The sequence below is a fragment of the Streptomyces sp. NPDC005863 genome, assembly GCF_042871345.1.
Lineage (GTDB): Bacteria > Actinomycetota > Actinomycetes > Streptomycetales > Streptomycetaceae > Streptomyces.
This window is the reverse complement of sequence record NZ_JBIAII010000005.1, coordinates 184,028-199,708: the sequence shown is the minus strand read 5'-3', so window position 1 is coordinate 199,708 and position 15,681 is coordinate 184,028. Positions and strand designations below refer to the sequence as shown.

At 71.0% G+C, this 15,681-nt stretch carries 9 protein-coding genes and 2 pseudogenes; 6 read left to right on the top strand and 5 right to left on the bottom strand.

Annotated elements, in window-relative coordinates; all coding sequences use genetic code 11:
* The first annotated feature begins 47 nt into the window (after positions 1-47).
* Positions 48-381: pseudogene (locus tag ACFYO9_RS19990) on the top strand (DUF4267 domain-containing protein).
* Between the two features lie 2 nt (positions 382-383).
* On the opposite strand, the gene ACFYO9_RS19985 reads toward ACFYO9_RS19990, so the two are convergent.
* Together ACFYO9_RS19985 and ACFYO9_RS19980 are read right to left on the bottom strand one after the other, a co-directional pair.
* On the bottom strand, positions 384-1,265 hold the full coding sequence (locus ACFYO9_RS19985; RefSeq protein WP_358775267.1) for an NmrA/HSCARG family protein: 882 nt from the start codon (positions 1,263-1,265) through the stop codon (positions 384-386).
* Between the two features lie 149 nt (positions 1,266-1,414).
* Positions 1,415-2,249, bottom strand: a pseudogene (locus ACFYO9_RS19980) (GNAT family N-acetyltransferase); the annotation flags it as partial.
* 251 nt (positions 2,250-2,500) lie between these two features.
* On the opposite strand from ACFYO9_RS19980, the gene acnA reads away from it, so the two are divergent.
* The 4 genes from acnA (at position 2,501) to ACFYO9_RS19960 (ending at position 12,466) form a co-directional block, all read left to right on the top strand.
* Entirely contained in the window at positions 2,501-5,215 is a 2,715-nt protein-coding gene (gene acnA / locus ACFYO9_RS19975) for an aconitate hydratase AcnA (protein ID WP_355804956.1), read from the top strand.
* 98 nt (positions 5,216-5,313) lie between these two features.
* On the top strand, positions 5,314-8,586 hold the full coding sequence (locus ACFYO9_RS19970; protein WP_358775265.1) for an NACHT domain-containing protein: 3,273 nt from the start codon (positions 5,314-5,316) through the stop codon (positions 8,584-8,586).
* A 125-nt stretch (positions 8,587-8,711) separates the two neighbouring features.
* Entirely contained in the window at positions 8,712-10,889 is a 2,178-nt protein-coding gene (locus ACFYO9_RS19965) for an ATP-binding protein (RefSeq protein ID WP_355804962.1), read from the top strand.
* Entirely contained in the window at positions 10,889-12,466 is a 1,578-nt protein-coding gene (locus ACFYO9_RS19960) for an ABC transporter substrate-binding protein (RefSeq protein WP_355804964.1), read from the top strand. Before ACFYO9_RS19965 ends, ACFYO9_RS19960 begins: the two co-directional genes overlap by 1 nt.
* Before the next feature lie 25 nt (positions 12,467-12,491).
* On the opposite strand, the gene ACFYO9_RS19955 is transcribed toward ACFYO9_RS19960, so the two are convergent.
* A complete protein-coding gene (locus ACFYO9_RS19955; protein WP_355804967.1) occupies positions 12,492-12,890 on the bottom strand; it encodes a VOC family protein in 399 nt (132 codons plus the stop codon).
* 538 nt (positions 12,891-13,428) lie between these two features.
* On the opposite strand from ACFYO9_RS19955, the gene ACFYO9_RS19950 reads away from it, so the two are divergent.
* The gene (locus ACFYO9_RS19950; protein ID WP_355804969.1) at positions 13,429-14,589 is read left to right on the top strand and encodes a S1 family peptidase; all 1,161 of its coding nucleotides are present in this window, start codon (positions 13,429-13,431) and stop codon (positions 14,587-14,589) included.
* Between the two features lie 51 nt (positions 14,590-14,640).
* Here the strand turns inward: ACFYO9_RS19950 and ACFYO9_RS19945 are convergent, their stop codons facing one another.
* Positions 14,641-14,895: a DUF397 domain-containing protein gene (locus tag ACFYO9_RS19945; RefSeq protein ID WP_358775262.1), complete on the bottom strand. Its 255-nt coding sequence runs from the start codon at positions 14,893-14,895 to the stop codon at positions 14,641-14,643.
* A complete protein-coding gene (locus ACFYO9_RS19940) occupies positions 14,892-15,677 on the bottom strand; it encodes a helix-turn-helix transcriptional regulator (RefSeq protein WP_358775260.1) in 786 nt (261 codons plus the stop codon). The genes ACFYO9_RS19945 and ACFYO9_RS19940 overlap by 4 nt, the downstream gene beginning before the upstream one ends.
* Positions 15,678-15,681 lie beyond the last annotated feature (4 nt).

Sequence of the window (15,681 nt, the reverse complement as noted above, 5' to 3'; positions counted from 1 at the left end):
CCCGCCGAACCGTCAGCTGGAGTTTCACCCGTCATAGGAGAAGAACCATGTCGCTGAAGCACGTCAACACCGTCCTGGCCACCGTCTGCGCCCTGTTCGTCCTCTGCCTGGGGTCGTTGTTCATCCTGGCCCCGGAGGCGTCCACGCAAGGCGTTGGTCTGCCGACCTGGCCCACCGGCAACGGCGGCCGTCGCCCCGTTCGGCGACATGATCAACGTCCTGGCCCACCACGGCCCCCTCGCCACCGCGCTCGGCGTCCACGGCCTGACCTCGGCGCTGATCGCGGCCACCGGCCTGCTGACCCTCCGGGAGACCGGCGCGGCGCACAAGGCCACCGCCCCGGCGCACTCACGGACCGCGGTCATCGGCAGTGGAGCGTGACCTCACGCGGCCCGCACCGGCTCGGCCGGTACCGTCCACCGCTCGCTCACCCACGCGTCCAGGCTCGTCAGGCCGGGGTGGCGCTCGCGCAGCGCGGGCAGGTCGGCTCGGAAGCCCACCGTGTTGAACCAGTCGAACATGGCCCCCATCTCCGCACTGTGCGCCCGCACCTGCTCGACCGGCAGGGCGTCGAAGCGCACCGGCCGACCCGCGGCGCGACCGAAGATCTCGGCCATCTGGGGGCCGGTCACCTCGTCCCCGGCGATCTCGATGGTGCGCCCCAGATAGTCGGCAGGCGCGTCGAAGGCGGCCGCGGCGATGACCCCGATGTCCCCGGGGGCGATCATCTGCAACCGGGTCTCCGGTGCGAGCGCCAGTGCGAGCACCAGTTCTCCCTCGCTCCACTGCGGGCCGAGCCCTTCGAAGTTGGTGATGAAGAACGACGGGCGCAACACCGTGGCCGGCAGCCCGAGCGCCTCGATGTGCCGCTCGACCTCCCCCTTGCTCGCGAAGTGCCGCACTTCACCGGGCCGGTCGGCACCGTCCACGGAGCTGTAGACGAAGTGCGCGACGCCCGCCCGGACCGCCGCGTCCGCGAGGGCCTTGCCCTGCCGCGCCTCGCCGGCGAAGCCGTCGGACCCGGCGAAGGTCTGCACGCTGAACACGCCGTACGCCCCCGCCAGTGCCGCATCCAGCGAGGCCGCGTCGTCGAGATCGCCGCGCACCAGCACGGCCCCGGCCTCCTCCAGCGCCAGTGCCTCCGCCTTGCCGGGATCACGCACCAGCGCATGCACCGCCCAGCCGCGGGACAGCAGAGCGCGGGCGGTGGCGCCGCCCTGCTTGCCGGTCGCGCCGGTGACCACCACGACACGGTTGTCAGCCATCACAGACTCCTCAATGAGCGCAGGTCCCGGGCGACCGCGAAGCGATCGCCCCGATGACCGGAAGCCTGCTTGTTCAACCACGGTTGAGGTCCGGCAGATGTGACCCGCCTCACGGGCCGCATGGTCACCCCCGGGCAGGAGCCCGATCGGCTCCAGGTCATGTTGATCTCGCGCCCGAAAGTGACGTACCCGGCGCGGTGGAAGGCGTTCGCCATCGGCACGTTGCCCAGGTCCGTGGACGCGCGGACGCGCGGGACATCCTGCTCGGCAAGGACGCGGGTGCCCTCGGCGAGCAGGTCGTCGATGTAGCCGTTGCCGCGGTGCGGGGGAAGGACCGCGATGTAGGCGATGATCGCGTTGTGGCCGTTGTGGCCGTTGTGGCCGTTGTGGGCCGGCAGGACGAATCCCACCGGCTCTCCGTCGGGCAGCGTCGCGACCCGCCACCAGTCGCGTGGGCTCGGGTAGCGCGCCAACTCGTCCTCGTAGTGCTTGACGGCCGCCTCCTGGGCGGACATCCGAGTCAGGTCGGCACGGCCATGTGCGTCCAGAGTCCCGTCCATGGCCGAGGCCATCAGCGCCACGAGTTCGTCGCCGCTGCGGACCGGCCGGAACGCAAGGCGCTCGGTGGGCCCGGGAACCGGCGATCCCGGATGCCACTCCAGGCGCAGCCGCTCGGCGAAGAGCCGGGCGCCGGTCCGTTCCAGCACCGTCATGCGGTGCTCGACGGCTGCTCGGTGCCGTGTGTGCTCACGCCAGTCCGGCGGGACGAAACGGCTGTACTCAGGCGCTGCCGGGCCGGCTCCACCAGGCGGCTCTGGCCAGGAGGCGGTCACCGCGCAGGGCGACCCACATCCATTCCGGGCGTCGGCGGCCGAGGGTGAGGTCGTCCGCCAGTTCCTCGTTGAGGACGTAAGGCAGTCGGGAGAAGAGTTCGAGCTCTTCCGGTCCGTTGACCGGACGTAGGGTCAAGTCGTTCTGTTTCACGGTTCTGGCACCCCTTTGTGCGATCCGTGAACGAGTCTGCCCCGGCTCCGCCGGGGCAGGACACAGCGGACGCGCCTCGTCGCCCGCGCGGGTCATGTACTAGAGTTATCTCGACATCGAGATATCTGCCGAGGCGCACCAGAGGCCGCCACTCGGTAAGGGTTACCTAACTAAGCCTTACCTTAGCGGATCGACGAGGAGTCGTGGCGGCAGGATGTGAGCGAACGCGCACAAATATGAAGGAGACTGTCGTGTCGGCGAACAGCTTCGACGCCCGCAGCACGCTGCGCGTGGGCGACGAGTCGTACGAGATCTTCAAGCTGGACAAGGTCGAGGGCTCCGCACGGCTCCCTTATAGCCTGAAGGTCCTCCTTGAGAACCTGCTCCGTACCGAGGACGGCGCGAACATCACCGCCGACCACATCCGCGCGCTCGGCGACTGGGACTCCCAGGCTCAGCCGTCGCAGGAGATCCAGTTCACGCCGGCCCGCGTGATCATGCAGGACTTCACCGGCGTGCCCTGCGTCGTGGACCTCGCCACCATGCGTGAGGCCGTGAAGGAGCTCGGCGGCGACCCGGCGAAGATCAACCCGCTGGCCCCGGCCGAGCTGGTCATCGACCACTCCGTGATCGCCGACAAGTTCGGCACCTCGGACGCCTTCGGCCAGAACGTCGAGCTGGAGTACGGCCGCAACAAGGAGCGCTACCAGTTCCTGCGCTGGGGCCAGACCGCCTTCGACGAGTTCAAGGTCGTCCCCCCGGGCACCGGCATCGTCCACCAGGTCAACATCGAGAAGCTGGCCCGTACGGTCATGGTCCGGGGCGGCCAGGCCTACCCCGACACGCTGGTCGGCACCGACTCGCACACCACGATGGTCAACGGCCTGGGCGTCCTCGGCTGGGGCGTCGGCGGCATCGAGGCCGAGGCCGCGATGCTCGGCCAGCCGGTCTCCATGCTCATCCCGCGCGTGGTCGGCTTCAAGCTGACCGGTGAGCTGCCCGCCGGCACCACCGCCACCGACCTGGTGCTCACCATCACCGAGATGCTGCGCAAGCACGGCGTCGTCGGCAAGTTCGTCGAGTTCTACGGCGAGGGTGTGGCGGCCACGAGCCTCGCCAACCGCGCCACCATCGGCAACATGTCGCCGGAGTTCGGCTCCACCGCCGCGATCTTCCCGATCGACGACGAGACGCTGAAGTACCTGAAGCTGACGGGCCGCGACGCGCAGCAGGTCGCGCTCGTCGAGGCGTACGCCAAGGAGCAGGGCCTCTGGCTGGACCCGGCCGCCGAGCCGGACTTCTCCGAGAAGCTGGAGCTGGACCTCTCGACGGTCGTCCCGTCGATCGCGGGTCCGAAGCGTCCGCAGGACCGCATCGTCCTCGCCAACGCCGCCGAGCAGTTCAAGATCGACGTCCGCAACTACGTGGACAGCGTGGACGAGGCGGGCAAGGAGTCCTTCCCGGCCTCCGACGCCCCGGCGACCACGAACGGCGTCCCGTCCAACCCGGTCCAGGTGACCGCCCCCGACGGTTCGACGTACGAGCTGGACCACGGCGCCGTCACCGTCGCCGCGATCACCTCCTGCACCAACACCTCGAACCCGTACGTGATGGTCGCCGCCGCGCTCGTCGCGAAGAAGGCCGTCGAGAAGGGCCTGACCCGCAAGCCCTGGGTCAAGACCACCCTCGCGCCCGGCTCCAAGGTCGTCACCGACTACTTCGACAAGGCGGGGCTCACCCCCTACCTCGACAAGGTCGGCTTCAACCTCGTCGGCTACGGCTGCACCACCTGCATCGGCAACTCGGGCCCGCTGCCCGAGGAGGTCTCGAAGGCCGTCAACGACCACGACCTGGCCGTCACCTCCGTCCTCTCCGGAAACCGGAACTTCGAGGGCCGCATCAACCCCGACGTCAAGATGAACTACCTGGCGTCCCCGCCGCTGGTCGTCGCGTACGCCCTGGCCGGCTCGATGAAGATCGACATCACCACCGAGGCCCTCGGCGTCGACCAGGACGGCAACCCGGTCCACCTCAAGGACATCTGGCCCTCCGAGGCCGAGGTGAACGACGTCGTCGCCAACTCCATCGGCGAGGACATGTTCAACAAGTCCTACGAGGACGTCTTCGCGGGCGACGCCCAGTGGCAGGCGCTCTCGATCCCCACCGGCAACACCTTCGAGTGGGACACCGAGTCGACGTACGTCCGCAAGCCCCCGTACTTCGAGGGCATGGCGCACGAGCCGTCCCCGGTCGAGGACATCACCGGCGCCCGCGTCCTCGCGAAGCTGGGCGACTCGGTCACCACCGACCACATCTCCCCGGCCGGTGCGATCAAGGCCGACACCCCGGCCGGCAAGTACCTCACGGAGCACGGCGTGCAGCGCCGCGACTTCAACAGCTACGGCTCGCGCCGCGGCAACCACGAGGTCATGATCCGTGGCACGTTCGCCAACATCCGCCTGCGCAACCAGATCGCGCCGGGCACCGAGGGCGGCTTCACGCGTGACTTCACGCAGGAGGACGCGCCGGTCTCGTTCATCTACGACGCCTCGCGCAACTACATCGACCAGGGCATCCCGCTGGTCGTCCTGGCCGGCAAGGAGTACGGCTCCGGCTCGTCCCGCGACTGGGCCGCCAAGGGCACCGCGCTCCTCGGCGTGAAGGCCGTCATCGCCGAGTCGTACGAGCGCATCCACCGCTCGAACCTCATCGGCATGGGCGTGCTTCCGCTCCAGTACCCGGAGGGCCAGACCGCGTCCTCGCTCGGCCTCACCGGTGAGGAGACCTTCTCCTTCTCCGGCGTGACGGAGCTGAACGACGGCTCCACGCCGCGCACGGTCAAGGTCACCACCGACTCCGGTGTGGAGTTCGACGCGGTCGTCCGCATCGACACCCCCGGTGAGGCGGACTACTACCGCAACGGCGGCATCATGCAGTACGTGCTGCGCTCGCTGATCAAGAAGTAGGTCTGCGAGCCGCAAGTACGCCGCCCGGTAAGGCCAGTTGGGCCCGTACTCCCTGCGAAGGGGGTGCGGGCCCTACGCTTTGTGTGCCGGGTACGGGTATGAGTACGAGTACGGCTGCGAGAGGGCGGGGGCTGCGCGTGGACGTGGGAGCGGTGGGGCTCAAGGTCGCGTCCTCGGTCGTGGTGCCGCTGCTCAAACGGCTGGTCCTGCCGCCGCCCAAGGCACCCGGCGCCGAATTCCGCGAACGGCCCGTGCGTATCACGGGGTTGCTGTCCTTCGCCGGGGACCACCCCGCGCTCAGCAAGGACGACATGCACCGGCTCGCGAGCGAACTGGTGCGCCGCGCCGTACGGGCCACGGGCCCCGGCGAGCGGCCCATCGAGGACGACGAGCACGACGCCGTCGGCCAGGCCCTCACCCGTACCCTCTTCGCGCTCGGCGAGCTCGACATGGACGACGTGCAGGTCTTCGTGCTCGGGCCCGAGCGGCTCGCGGAGCGGCTGTCCCGGCAGGCCGGGCCCGACACCCGCAGGCTCCTCACCCGCGACGCCGCGCTCTTCCACGACCAGCTCCTGCAGACGGCCTGCGTGCACCTCGTCCGGTTCTTCACCCAGCGCCCCGGCTTCGCCGCCCGCGCCCAGCTGGAGGAGATGCGCGAACTGCGGGAGCAGAGCGAACAGTTGGAGATCATCCGGCGGCGCGTCTCCGGCGACGACTGGACGACGGCGGACGCCCGCTTCGAGGAGAGCTACGCGCACTACGTCGTCAAACGGCACGGCAGCCTCACCATCTACGGCGTCGACCTGCGCGACCCCGGCGGCCAGGAGTGGTCCCTGGAGAGCGCCTATCTGAGCCCGCGGGCCGTCGCCGCCCCCGCCGCGGCCGCCGAGGAGTCCGACGCCGTGGAGGCGGTACGGGACACGGAGCTGGAGGAGAGCGTCGAGACCGCCCTGGCCGGCCGCGGCCGGGTGCTGCTGCACGGGCTCGCCGGCACCGGCAAGACGACCCTCGTGCAGTGGCTGGCGATCACCACCGCCCGCCAGGAGAAGGTGCCGGGCCATCTGCCGCAGCTCCTCGGCCGCGTCCCCTTCGTCCTGCCGCTGCGCACCCTCGCCCGCGAGGGCACCGAACTCCCGCTGCCCCAGGACTTCCTGCGGTGGATGGGCTGCCCGCTGGTGGGCACCGAGCCGGACGGCTGGGCCGCGCGCGTGCTGCAGAACGGGCGCGGGCTGCTGCTCATCGACGGGCTCGACGAGATCCCCAAGGGCGACCGCACCCGCACCCGCGTCTGGCTGCGCGGGCTCCTCGCCGCCTTCCCCGGCAACCTGTGGCTCGCCACCACCCGCCCCTCCGCGCTCGACCCCGGCTGGCTGGCCCGCGAGGGCTTCCACGAGCTCACCCTGAACGCGCTGCGCCCCGCCGACCTGCGCGTCTTCATCCAGCGCTGGCACACCGCGGCCGGCGCGCGCGAGGGGCTCGGCGACGAGCTGACCGAGGCGCTGCGCGCCGGCCCGGAGCTGAGCAGACTCGCCACCAACCCGCTGATGTGCAGCCTGATCTGCGCCCTGCACCGCGAGCGCCGCGGCTTCCTGCCCCGGGGCCGCGCCGCCCTCTACAAGGCTGCCCTGTCGATGCTGCTCGAACGGCGCGACATGGAACGGGAGTTGTTCGGCCGGGGCGGCCACGCCGAGCTGGACGAGGAGGCCGCCACCGAGCCCCTCAAGCGCCTCGCGTACTGGCTGATCCGCAACGAACGCACCCAGATCGAGCGCGCCGACGCCGTCGACGTGGTGCGCAGGCTCCAGCCCCAGGTCCCCAGCCTGCAACAGCTGGGGGAGCCCGAGGACGCCCTGCAGTACCTCCTGGAACGCTCCGGTCTGCTCCGTGAACCCTCCGTGGGCGCCGTGGACTTCGTCCACCGCACGTTCCAGGATTATCTGGGGGCCAAGGCCGTGCTGGAGGAGCGCGACTTCGGCATCCTGGTGAAGAACGCGCATGTCGACCAGTGGGAAGATGTGGTGCAGATGGCCGTGGCACAGAGCGACCACAACGGACGCGCCGACCTGCTCATGCGACTCAGCGACCGCGGCAACCGCGAGAAGGACCCGACCGTTCAGGCCCGCCTGCGGCTGCTCGCCCTCGCCTCCCTGGAACAGGCCACCCGCCTCGACCCCGCCGTGCGCAGGACCATCGAGACGGAGGCGGCCCGCATGCTGCCGCCGCGCAGCCTGCGCCAGGCCCGGGTGCTCGCCCGCACCGGCCCGCTGCTCCTGCAGATGCTGCCCCACGCCGGCGAGCTGTCGGGCGACGAGGAGCTGGCGACCGTGCACGCGATCTGCCAGATCGGCGGGGACTCCGCCATACCCCGGCTGCGCGAGTTCCTCGACACCCGCCAGTGCGTCGTACGGGCCCAACTCCTCGGCCACTGGGACCGGTTCGACACCCGTGTCTACGCCGAGGAGATCATCGGACCACTGCTCGCCGCCGACCCCACGCAACCCGTCACCGTACGCTCGCGGGCCGAACTCGACGCGCTCGCCGTGCTGCCCGGCTGCGAACGGGTCGGCATCCACGGCGACTTCGACCCGGCCGCCGTGCGCGCCGCCCTCGACCCGACCCGGCTGCGCGAACTGCGCCTGCGCGGCGCCCTCCAGCTGGACGACCTCGGCCCGCTCGCGGACTTCACGCACCTGGAGAGCCTCACCCTGCAGGGCTGCCGCAACGTCAAGGATCCCGCGCCGCTCACCCTCCTGCCCGCCCTGCGCACCCTCGTGCTGGAGGACCTGCCGCAGTTCGAACCGCTGGCCCGGCTCGCCGACTGCCCGCGCCTGACCGAGCTGCACCTGGGCGCGCAGGTGCCCTGGCGCGGCCTCGCCGACCTGCCGCACCCCGAGCGCCTGCGCGTCCTCGCGCTGCCGCCGGGCACCGTGGAGATGGCCGAGATCACCCGCTGCACGGCCCTGGAGGAGCTGCGCCTGCACGACGCCGGTGAGCGCCTGATGCCCGACCACTGGGCGGGCCTGCTCGCCGCGCGCGAGGGCGCGGAGCCGAGGCTGCCCGCGCTGCACACGCTGACCCTCTCGCCCGAGCAGCTGAGCATGCTGCTCTTCTTCGGCCCGAGCACCGGGATCCCGCAGATCAAGTACCTGTACGTGTACGCCAAGCCGGGCGCCCCCGTGTCGCTGCGAAGGATCGCGGGACGGCTGCCCGGCCTCGCGGAGATCCACCTCACCCAGGGCACCGACATCCACCTCCGCTCGCTCAAGGGGCTGACCGGACTGCGGCGGGTCAGGCTCGCGTATCCCGGTGAGGTGCAGGGGGCGTCCGACCTTCCGGACGGGGTGGACCTGGAGATATATCCGCACCCCTGAGCCCCTTGTTCCGCTGGCGGGAGACGGGATGCGCAGGTAAGTTCTGCCGTCCGTAGAGGAGTTGACGCACACAGCCAGCGGCCGGACGCGGCCGATGAATCGCAACGGAAGCGGGACGTCGTCGGATGGGCAGGCCGCAAGCGCCACTGCTGTACGGTCGCGACCCGTTGGTGGGCTCGCTCGTCCCCTCGCTCACCGGCCTCGCCTACGAGGAACGGGCGCGCAGGAAGCGGGCGTTCGCCGACGACCCGCCGGTCGTCCTGCTCACCGGCCAGCACGGCCTCGGCCGCAGCGCCGTCCTCGACGGCCTCGCCCGCGCCTACGACACGAGGCTGCCGCTCGCCCACATCCGCGTCGCGGTGGCCGGGGCGCGCGACCCCGCCGCGCCGCCCGGCGGTGTCCCCGCCGCGCCGGCCGCCGACCTGGTGCAGATCCTGGAGCGTCTGGTGTGCGCGTTCGCACCCGGACTCGGGCACTTCCCCGTCCTGCTGCCCGGCCTGTTCGCCGTCTCCGGCTGGTACGTGGACGACGCCGACGGGCGGGACGCCGTCTGCGGACGACATGCCCGACTCCTCAACTCCTGCGGCCTGTTGACCGGGCCCGAGCGGGATGTGGCGCGGCAGTGGTCGGAGCGGGTCCAGGCCTCCATCGAGGAGGCCGCGGGCGCGGCCGCCGCCGGGATCGAGGTGCAGGACGACGACGGCTCGCAGCCGGTCACCGCGGCGATCCTGCGCGAACTGCAGTCCCTGCGCTCCCTCGACCCGGCCAGGAACTGGTACGGGCAGCGGCACACCGCCCCGGCAGGCGCCACCGCCCGGCCCGACGCCCTCCTGGAGCTCGGCCGCCGCTTCCACCGGGGCGGCGACTACCAACACGCCGTGGAGAACACCCTCATGGCCGCCTTCCTCCACGAAGTGGCCGCCGCCTACGGCCGGGTGCGCCGCTGGAACCGCGAACCCTGGCCGCTGATCCTCCTCGACGACGCGCACACCCCCGCCGGGCGGCGCTTCCTCGAACTCCTCCTGGAACACCGCGCCACCGCGCAGCGCACCGACCGGGACCGGATCACCGTCGTCGCCACCCGCCTCGGCGACCTGCCGCCGGACGAGGCCCCGCACGCGGTCCGCCGCGAACTCGCCGACCTGCTGCCCGTCGTCGGCGGCGCGCACCGCAAGGACGCGGCCCCCCTGTGGGAGCGCGCCGGGCACGACCCGTCCGCCGGGCTGCTCGTCGTGCCGCTCACCCCGCTGGGCCGCGACGACATCCTCTCCCTGCTCGACCGGGCCTCCTCCCGGCTGCTCCACCCCCACCTGGCGACCGCCCTGCACGCGCTGACCGGGGGGCATCCGTCGGCCAGCACCGTGCTGTGCGACGCCGTGGTGCACGCCGCGGGCCAGAACCGCGCCGTCACCCCCAAGGACCTCCTCGACCTGCCCACCGCCGCGGGCCGGCCCGTCACCCACGTACTCCTGGAGGATCTGCTGCCGGACCGGCGCCAGCGCGACCGGCTCGTCGTGCTGTGTCTGGCGCGGGACAACGCGGCCGCCGAGGCGCTCGCCGAGGACCTGCGACTCGACGGGCCCGAGCAGCTGCCCGCGAACGCGGCGGCCCAGTACCTGGTGGAGCGCCAGTGGCAGCAATCCGTTTCCGTGGAAGGGCCGTTGGTGGAGAACCGGCTGCTGCAGACGCTGCTCGTGCACGAGGCGCGCCGCACCTCGCCGCCCGCCGACGACCCGCACAGCTGGTACCAGATCCACCGCTTCCTGCATCTGCACCACGTCCAGCGCGCCGACACCGAGGAGGCGGACGCGCTGCGGCACAGCCTGGCCACCGGCAACGCGGCGCAGGTGGTGGACATGTTGGCGGACGAGTTCGGCGCCGAGGAGGCCGAGCAGAGCGTCGAGCACTGGCTCATCTGCCTGCGCCACTGCGCGACCGCGCCGACCCCGCCGGTGGGCAGCGCCCCGTCGGGCGCCTTCTACGGGGGCGCGGGCGAGGGGTGGAGCGATCAGCGGGTGGAGATCGCCCTCGGCGAGCACGCCTCCCGCTACACCCACCTCGACGAGGCGGGCCGGTGCGTCAACCGGCTCCTGCACGCGCTGTGGTACCTGTCCGAGCCGTACGCCGACCCGGCCATCGACCCGGACGCCGAGACCCTCTGCCAGGCGGTCGGCGACGAGCTGGGGTTCCTGTCCCGGCGCCACCCCGCCTGGTACGCCGCCCTCGGCAGGGCCGCCCGCGACTGGCCCGCCGCCGCCCGCAAGCGCCACGTCCTGCCCGTCCCCGCCAGTGAGGGGTCCTGATGTTCAACCACCCGCCCAAGGAGTGGGGTCCGCTCGAATGGCTGGTGGCCGCGGTGGTGGCGGCCGCGCTGGTCGCGGGCTCGCTGGTCTGGGTCAACTCCCGGCCAGGACCGTGCGGTGACGGTCTGTCAAAGCTCAACGGCGAGTGTGTCGGGGTCGCCGACCACACCTTCGACGCGGACGACGGCATCGCCTCCCTCATGAAGGCCGTGGCGGACGAGAACGCGCGCGTCGAGCAGGACTGGAAGAACCCGAAGGGCAACGGGCACCGCATTCCGTACGTGCGCATCGCGCTGATGATGCCGTTCACGTCGGACGAGTCGAGCGTGATGACCGGGGACATGATCCGGCGGGCGCTCGCGGGTTCGCTGGCGGCGCAGCAGGAGGCGAACCGCGCGAGCGGGCCGCACTACCAGCTCCTTTTCGCGCCCGACGGCCGCGACCTCGGCCAGTGGAAGACCGTCGTCGACCAACTGGAGGGCCTGACGAAGGAGACCGAGGCGCCGCTGGTCGGGGTGACCGGGCTGCCCAGCAGTACGGAGGAGACCCGCGCGATGGTCGCCGAGCTGTCCGCGCGCGGCATCCCCACGGTCGGCCCCGTCCTCACCGCCGCCTCCATGAACTCCCGCTACCTCTTCAAGACCTCGCCCAACAACGAGGAGTTCGCCCGCGCCCTGGCCCGCTACCTCGACCGCTATCCGCAGAAGGGCAAGGGCCTGCTCCTCTGGGACAGCCGTGAGGGCGACGTGTACTCGAAGAACCTCCGCGAGGTGTTCGAGCGGCACTTCGGCAAGAAGTACGACCTTCGGGACCACACCTCCCACTACATCGGCTCGTCCGGGAACGACCAGGGCATACCGCAGCGATTCGCCGACGCGGTGGCGAAGATCTGCCGCGACCGGGTCGACACGGTCTTCTACGCGGGCCGCGACCAGGACCTGCCGGCCTTCGTCAACCGCCTTGCCGACGAGGCGGGTTGTGACCGGAGCCGCAAGCTGCGGATCATGAAGGTGGCCATCGGTCTGGAGCCGACGCTCACCACCGCCGACGCGGAGCGCAGCCTGCGCACCGCCAACGCGACGATCGTCGACGCGGCGGCGTACGACCCCCAGTGGGCGAAGGGCAAGAACGCGCCGCCCCAGGGGTCGGCGGAGTTCCTGGCCCGCTTCCAGAAGATCGCGCGCGCCCACCCGCTGGGCGCGAAGCCCCTGGACGACGGCTACGCGTCCCTGTACCACGACGGTTTCGCGCTCCTCGCGGACGCGGTGGACCGCACGTACAGCGAGGTCAACGAGGGCGGCAAGACGACCCCGGACCCGGCGAAGCTGCCGAGCACGAAGGACATCTACAGCACGCTGACGACGTCGACGGTCAACGGCAGCGAGTGCCTGGGGTGTCTGGCCGGCTCCAGCGGGACGTTCGGCTTCACGGGCCCCGGCGTCAACGACCAGTGGGCGGTGTGCAAACCGGTCCCGGTGATCGAGTTCCCCCCGGTGAACCACCGGGACGACGGCAAGGGGGAGTTGCCGCTGTACCGGACGTACCGGGGGGAGGGGGCGAAGAGCTGCCCGTCGTGAACCGTGCGGGCGGTCGGGGCGCGCGCTACTCGGGGGAGCCGGGGAAGCCCCCGTACGGCACGGTGATGATCTCCATCCCGTGCCCGGCCGGATCCATGAAGTACAGCCCACGGCCGCCGTCGTTGCGGTTGATCTCGCCGGGCTGCTTGCCGTGCGGATCGGCGTAGTACGTGAGCCCGCGCTCGCGGATCCGTGCGAAGGCCGCGTCGAACTCGGGCTCCGAGATCAGGAACGCGTAGTGCTGCGGGGTGATCTTCTCGGCGGGGATGGCGGCGAAGTCCAGGGTGACGCCGTTGCTCAACTGGACCGCGACGAACGGCCCCCACTCAGCGGTGATTTCGAGCCCCAGAACGTCCGAGAGAAACTCGGCGGACTCCCGGTTGTCCCGGGCGTGAATGATGGTGTGGTTCAACTCGACGGACAAGGAATGCCTCCAGAAGGCATCTCCCGACACCTCCATGCCTCACCCGGTCGGTGACCGGCACGCGATGTCGCCGTGGATCATAGAGGGCGGGGCGGGGTGGTGTCGAGGCAGAGCGTTGTCACCGTCACTTCCTGCGCTGCCAGATCATGGCGAAGGCCACGACGACGAGACCGCCCACGATCATGCCGACCGTCCCGGCCAGGTCGTCGGTGATGGCGGCCGCGGTTGCGATCATGTGTTTCTCCCCCTTCCGCTTTCTCCGGGCATCGGAGCGCGCTCCGTCAACGCCGGTCGCGGCGTCGCGTGAAGTACGGGACGCCCCCGGACCACCCGGGTGAGACGTTCCGTGTTCCCCGCGCACGAAGGTCAACACGGCGTAAATGACCCCCAGTTGCCGGAGCGGCGGCACGGGGGAGGCGAGCGGCAGGTCTGGACTTGTCCCACAAGGATCCCTACGCTTCCCCGCGGCACCTGAGAGCGCTCTCACGCACTCGACTCCGTTCCACCACCCCCGCTGGTACGACGAGAGGACCCCCCGGTGAGACGCAAGACCCGCACGAGTCTCGGACTGTCCGCCCTGCTGGTCGCCGCCGCCTGTGTCGGCACCGGCTTCACCCCCGCCGCCGCGAGCCCCGCCCCCGTACCCGGCCCCAAGGCCCAAGCCCCCGCCACCGGCGCCCAGTTGCAGGCCATGCAGCGCGACCTCGGCCTCACCCCCGCCGCCGCGCGTGACCGCCTCGCCGACGAGCGCAAGGCCACCAAGACCGAGCGCGCGGCACGCAAAGTCGCGGGCGCCGCCTACGCCGGGTCCTGGTTCGAGGCCGACCCCGGACGGCTCACCGTCGCCGTGACCCAGCGGACGGCCGCCGCCGCCGTCCGCGCGACCGGTGCCGACGTCCGTGTCGTCCGGCACAGCGCCCGCGCGCTGGACGCGACGAAGAAACGGATCGACAAGATCAAGGCCCCCGCCGACGTGGCCAGTTGGCGCGTCGACCCCCGCAAGAACCGCGTCGTCGTGGACGTCGTCGCGGGCCACCGTTCCGACAACGATGTCAGCACCTTCCTGCGCCGCGCCCGCGCCGCCGGGCCCGTCCAGGTCGACACGGTCGCCGCCCGGCCCAGCACCTTCGCCGCCGGAACCGTCGGTGGCGACCCGTACTACACCGGCAACGTCCGCTGCTCCATCGGCTTCTCCGTGTACGGCGGCTTCGTCACGGCCGGCCACTGCGGCGGCGCGGGCCAGGCGGTGCGCGGCTGGGACAACTCCGCCGTCGGCTCGTTCCAGGGCTCGTCGTTCCCCGGCGACGACTACGCCTGGGTCTCCGTCGGCAACGGCTGGTGGACCGTGCCGGTCGTCCTCGGCTGGGGCACGGTCTCCGACCAACTGGTCCGCGGCTCGGCCGAAGCGCCCGTCGGCGCGTCCATCTGCCGCTCCGGGTCCACCTCGCACTGGCACTGCGGCCAGCTCCTCGCCAAGAACGAGACCGTCAACTACTCCGACGGCAGGACGGTGTACCAGCTGACCAAGACCAGCGTCTGCGCCGAACCGGGCGACTCGGGCGGCTCGTTCATCAGCGGCGACCAGGCGCAGGGCGTCACTTCCGGCGGCTGGGGCGACTGTTCCGGCGGCGGCGAGACGTGGTTCCAGCCGGTGAACGAGATCCTTCAACGGTATGGGCTCACGTTGCACACCGCCTGAGCCGGGCGGGGTGGGGCGCCCGGCGATCGCCGGACGTCCCCCTCGCGTGCGTCAGGCGCGGGCGCCGTCCCGGGGCAGGGACAGGAACGCGGTCCAGGTGGCCGGGGCGACCGTGAAGTGGGGGCCCGCCGGATTCTTGGAGTCGCGGATGTGGATGGCGGCGGGGTGAGCGGCGACCTCTAGGCAGGCGCCGCCCTGTTCACTGCTGTAGCTCGACTTGCGCCAGGCGTACGCGACTTCGAGGCATTCGCCGCCCTCGCTGCCGCTGTAGTTCGACTTGAACCAAGTAAGCGCGATGCCGCTCATTGCTCTCCTAGCAGACGGTCCAACAGGCCCAGAGTGAGCTCTACGTCAAGGGCCTGTGTTCGCAGCATCGCACACTTGCGTTCCAGAATGGACACCTCGTCGGGGTCGGCGATCAGCTGGCTTCCACGTTGCGCTTCCGTGTACCCGAGCCGTTGGTGTTCGGGGGTTTCGATCAGGATGAACGGCCCGGAAAGCCCGGCGTGAGACGTGCGGCCGATCGGCATGACTTGGAGTGTGATGCCCGGCAGCGACGCCGTTTCTCGCAAGCGACCCAGTTGCTCGGCACGGACCTGATCGCCTCCGAGGCGATCCAGCAAGGTCACCTCGGAGATGATGAAACAGATCGTCGGGGGCTCTTTCCGGTGCAGGATGTCCTGGCGCTCCATGCGTGCCGTCACGCGGAGTTCGATCTCGTCCGCGGTAAGCGCCGGAACCTCGTTCTGGAAAACGCCCTGCGCGTAGGCCGGAGTCTGGATCAGTCCCGGCAGCACCTGGTTGTCGTACCAGGAAAGCGAAACTGCCTCACGCTCCAGGTCCATGTACTCCTCCGCCCACCGGGGAACCAGATCCACCTCCGGCATATTGGCGACCGCAGTCTCCAACGTGCCGTGGGTGCACAACAGGTCGTCCAACTGCACCGCCAAATCCATCTTCAGGGACCGCCGCCCCTGCTCGATGGAGGCGATCTGCTCCTCACTCACGACGAACCGCTCCGCCAGCGACCGCTGCGTGTACCCGGCCGCCTCCCGGTGGACGGCGAGCAGCGCCCCCACCATTTTCATCGCC